This is a genomic window from Acinetobacter sp. MF4642, from assembly GCF_002018925.1.
In the GTDB taxonomy this organism is placed as follows: domain Bacteria; phylum Pseudomonadota; class Gammaproteobacteria; order Pseudomonadales; family Moraxellaceae; genus Acinetobacter; species Acinetobacter johnsonii.
This window is the reverse complement of record NZ_MVON01000061.1, coordinates 1-3,379: the sequence shown is the minus strand read 5'-3', so window position 1 is coordinate 3,379 and position 3,379 is coordinate 1. Positions and strand designations below refer to the sequence as shown.

The following is a 3,379-nucleotide window of genomic DNA, read 5'->3' as shown; positions in this document are numbered from 1 at the left end:
GCCCAAGTAGAAGGATAATCTTTTTCAGATTCAATTAGTAATTGAACCGCTCTTTCTCTGATTTCAGGGGTATATTTTAATTTTGTCATCGGCATAGTCTCTCAGAATATTGACTCTCCGACAAACCTGGTACGGTTCAACAACCAAATCTCCACCAACTTCTCTAAAAACCAAACCATTTTCTTTACCAAAAAACAAATCAAAAAAATCGTCTTTGTAATTTTTTATATAAATTTCATTATAAATGTATGTAAAAATCATCAAAAAAATATTAAAAATAATAATAAAAACAATTACATTAAGAAAAATACTATTATTAAAGACCATTTCTTTTATTACTGATAAAACCTCATTCATAAACAAACCCTTTAATCACACACCAGTATATTTTCTAGCAATCGTTGTTCCACCATAGCTACCCGCAAAACCAGACCCAACACCTAATAATACAGCACCAATTCCAGCACCTACTACTCTGCCAAGTAAAATTGATGTCCCACCTGTTGTAGGCGCTAATATTAAGCCAATTTTTGCCCCAGCTATAGTCCCCCCATACAGTCCAAAATTTCCTAATAACATGTTTCCACTGATATTATAAGTTTTACTGGTTTCACTTTAACGATATACGCTTCATGCTTTATAGTTTGTAGTATTTAATCTTCTTAATTTTTATAAAAATAGGTTATCTTGTTACAAAAAAACAAACAATAAACCTTCTAATTAATTGTTATATATAAAAATTTAAATTAAAATTCATTGTTATCTATGTTCCATTAAAGTTTAAAATTTCTATGAAAAATCTTTTGGTTCTTGCATCACTTATCTTCTTGATTTCATGTGGTAGTACAAAACAAGAGCACGCTACAAATACGAAGAACTCAAATTCAGAAACAGTATATATTTATGATCAAGAAACAAACAAAAAGCTAAAACAAGCAGAAAATTTCATCAATAATGACCAATATGATAAAGCTTTTCCAATTTTATTCGAGTTAGCGAAACAAGGGAATCCAACCGCTCAAAATGATATTGGTGCAAGTTATCAATATGGATTTAATGGTGAAACTGATGAAGCAAAAGCTATTCATTGGTATACATTAGCAGCTAAACAAAACCATGCCCCATCAATACATAACTTAGGCTTAATAGCATTTAACAGTGCAAAAAATGAGCATGACTATCAAAAAGCATTAACCCTTTTTGAAAAAGCAGCTAAGCTTGGTTCTTATGAAGCTATTAATTATATTGGTATATATTATGAAAATGGGATCATCTTTCCACAAGATTCAACAAAAGCTTTAGAAAAGTTTCTACTTTCTGCAGATCATGGTAGTGCTGCCGGTCAGTTTAATGTAGGACAAGTATACTATTATGGTAGAGGAGTTAAGCAAGATTACAAACAAGCATTTGATTGGTATACGAGATCTTCAAATCAAAATTATAGTGCCTCTGCAATTAAATTAGCCATTCTTTATAGAAATGGTAAAGGGACAGAAAAAAATATTGATAAAGCAATAGAGTTATTAAAACCATATGCAGAACAGGGTTATGATCTTGCACAATACAATATTTCTCTTTGCTATAAAGATAAAAACGAACTAGGAAAATCTATATACTGGCTAGACCAGTATAAGAAAAATCCCAATAAGAACGATTAAATCACTTTTTAACCTTTCTATTATAAATAAATAAAGGAATTACAATTGAGGCTCCAACTTGATGATCAATACTTGGGGTCTTTATACTCTTTTTCCCTATATTTATCTGCCCCACACCACCAACCCCATCAATATCTTTATCCTCTCCAGTTTCATAATCTTTTGTCTTAGATTTTACATTTACAACTCCCACATTATAAGCTCCTAAGTTAACACTGTTTGTTAGACTATATCCTGCTCCAGTCAATTCCGAAACATGTTTCGCATTAGTCTTAATATTACTTCCTGCAAGAGAAAATCCAATATCATCACTTAATTTTTTTACATTTCCATCATGCAAATTTATCGCATTTTTATCAATACTTATAGAATCTTCAACAGCATAGTATAGCATCCAGCTACCACGAGCATCATAGGCAACCCCTATTTCTAAAGAAGCCCCTAGTATCTCCCACAACTGTGCTCCAATAGTTACAGAAATTTGTCGGGTATAATCTCCCTCAACCTTAGTAACTGGGAATAAACCTTCAGTATATAATTTACTTAATATCAGCTTCTGATTACTTAGGCCTAAAAACTTTGCAGAATGATTTATTAGCTTTAGTCTTTGACCAGAATAAAGACTATACGCATCAATTATTTTATTATCTTTTTTAATTCTTTCTGCGTTTAAATTATATTTTTTTGCGATACTTAATAAAGTCTCCCCAGCATTTACAATATAATCTATTTCAATAAAATAACCTTCTTTAGGAGCCGCGACTTGAAGCATCATTTCATTTGACGCACTAGAACTCCCAATAAATATTTTCTGACCTACTTTAATTTTATTTGCATCAGGAATGTTATTATTTCTCATAAGTAGAGAAATTTCTTTGTTATATTTTTTAGCTATACTTGCTAAATTTTCACCAGATTTCACCTGATGATAGTCACTTTCATAAGTTTTAGATTGCCCTTTTACTTCTGTTGTAACCAAAATCTTCATTAAACTTAATGGTAGTGTTAATGTTGCTCCATTGAGGAAATAATCTTTCTCAATATTCTGCTGATAAATTTGTGTGAAGCTCTTATATTTTGTTGGTCCATCTTTTACAAAAACTCTTAATATACCTTTTTTAGAATGTGTATATAAAGTTTTTATTACCTTTCCTGTCTTTGTAGTTTGATCTTTATCTAAAATCCTAGTTGTAGTAGGAAACACAAGACTTTGAAAAGTCACTTTATAGTCTAAGTTCGGAATTTCTTCGTCAACATTTTTATATGTAAGGCGTAATCTAAATGCAATATTCGACATTATTTATACCAACTATTCTTTGCTATCTGTTTCATTTTTAATATAGCCAATAACTGGCTCATCTATATCAATAAAGACTTCTAAAGGCTCTGCAACTTCTGAATAAATCCTATTAGTCCGACCTCTTTCATCTAGTACACCTTCCAAATAAATTCCATCTTTTTTGCGGACACGATAAGAACTTTTTAAATAATCTGAATGAAGCCCAAGACTAGAAAAATCAAGACGATGGCTAAATTTTTTAACTTCAGCAAAAACTGGTTCTTTTAATATTGGTAAAGACATATTAACTTTACTCCCACCCAAAAACTGATGCTGCCCCGCTTTGACCTCAAACTTTCCAGCAGTGGTCGGTAATACCCCTGCACCACTAATCTCAATTTGACTACCACCAGCAGTTAGCACGATTTTCTTATTGGCCTTA

4 protein-coding genes are annotated in these 3,379 nt (G+C 31.4%); 1 reads left to right on the top strand and 3 read right to left on the bottom strand.

From position 1 onward, the window contains the following. Nucleotides 1-372 precede the first annotated feature (372 nt). A complete protein-coding gene (locus MF4642_RS16230) occupies nt 373-579 on the bottom strand; it encodes a hypothetical protein (RefSeq protein ID WP_078426854.1) in 207 nt (68 codons plus the stop codon). Between the two features lie 212 nt (nt 580-791). Between MF4642_RS16230 and MF4642_RS16225 the strand changes: the two genes are divergently transcribed. Further along, nucleotides 792-1,658: a tetratricopeptide repeat protein gene (locus MF4642_RS16225; RefSeq protein WP_078426853.1), complete on the top strand. Its 867-nt coding sequence runs from the start codon at nt 792-794 to the stop codon at nt 1,656-1,658. Nucleotide 1,659: 1 nt separating this feature from the next. Here MF4642_RS16225 and MF4642_RS16220 read toward each other — a convergent pair whose 3' ends face one another. Together MF4642_RS16220 and MF4642_RS16215 are read right to left on the bottom strand one after the other, a co-directional pair. Next, the gene (locus MF4642_RS16220; protein WP_078426852.1) at nt 1,660-2,955 is read right to left on the bottom strand and encodes a LysM peptidoglycan-binding domain-containing protein; all 1,296 of its coding nucleotides are present in this window, start codon (nt 2,953-2,955) and stop codon (nt 1,660-1,662) included. Between the two features lie 12 nt (nt 2,956-2,967). Further along, nucleotides 2,968-3,379: DUF2345 domain-containing protein (locus tag MF4642_RS16215; protein WP_153041805.1), on the bottom strand; the 412-nt coding region annotated here is incomplete at its 5' end.

Bases quoted from the DNA above. Each gene is read 5' to 3' on its own strand.
- MF4642_RS16230 (WP_078426854.1), bottom strand. From the start codon at position 579: ATGTTATTAGGAAATTTTGGACTGTATGGGGGGACTATAGCTGGGGCA.
- MF4642_RS16225 (WP_078426853.1), top strand. From the start codon at position 792: ATGAAAAATCTTTTGGTTCTTGCATCACTTATCTTCTTGATTTCATGT.
- MF4642_RS16220 (WP_078426852.1), bottom strand. From the start codon at position 2,955: ATGTCGAATATTGCATTTAGATTACGCCTTACATATAAAAATGTTGAC.